Annotated in this window: 1 pseudogene; it reads right to left on the reverse strand. The window is 29.3% G+C overall.

What is annotated here, in order from left to right:
* A pseudogene (locus tag V7164_RS20460) lies at positions 1-308 on the reverse strand (AI-2E family transporter); the annotation flags it as partial.
* Between the last annotated feature and the right edge of the window lie 187 nt (positions 309-495).

The raw sequence follows: 495 nt of genomic DNA on the forward strand, positions 1-495 counted from the left end.
GTTAAAAACAGCTGCAACTGTGTGACTAACTGCGAAATCTCTACAATAATGATTGGCAAGTATTTAATAACACCGATTGATAAAAGCCCAATAATTAACAAATAGGAGATTAGGACAGTTAGTTTGCGGTGCAGTTTGAATTTATTTGATACAATATTCACAAGCCGATCCAGTAAAAAAGAGAAAATAAAGGTGATTAGGATCAGGTTGATCATACTTCTAAGCATATAGAGAAGAAATACTAAAATTGAAAAAATAAGCAGTCTTTTAAATGCATTATTATTTATTAACGACCGGATCGATTCCATTATATGAATGATTCCTCCCATGCATGGATGTAATAACTCCATATGAATTTCTTACTATTTTTATTTTATTATATTTTTATATAGATTCATAATGATTTTATTTATTTTAAGTACAAACTGCTGCTTTGACGAAAATGAAACTTAAAGTGAGAGCACATCGTATAATAAAATAATACGTTGGGACCTT

This window comes from Bacillus sp. JJ1474 (assembly GCF_036965225.1).
Taxonomy (GTDB): Bacteria; Bacillota; Bacilli; order Bacillales; family Cytobacillaceae; genus Cytobacillus.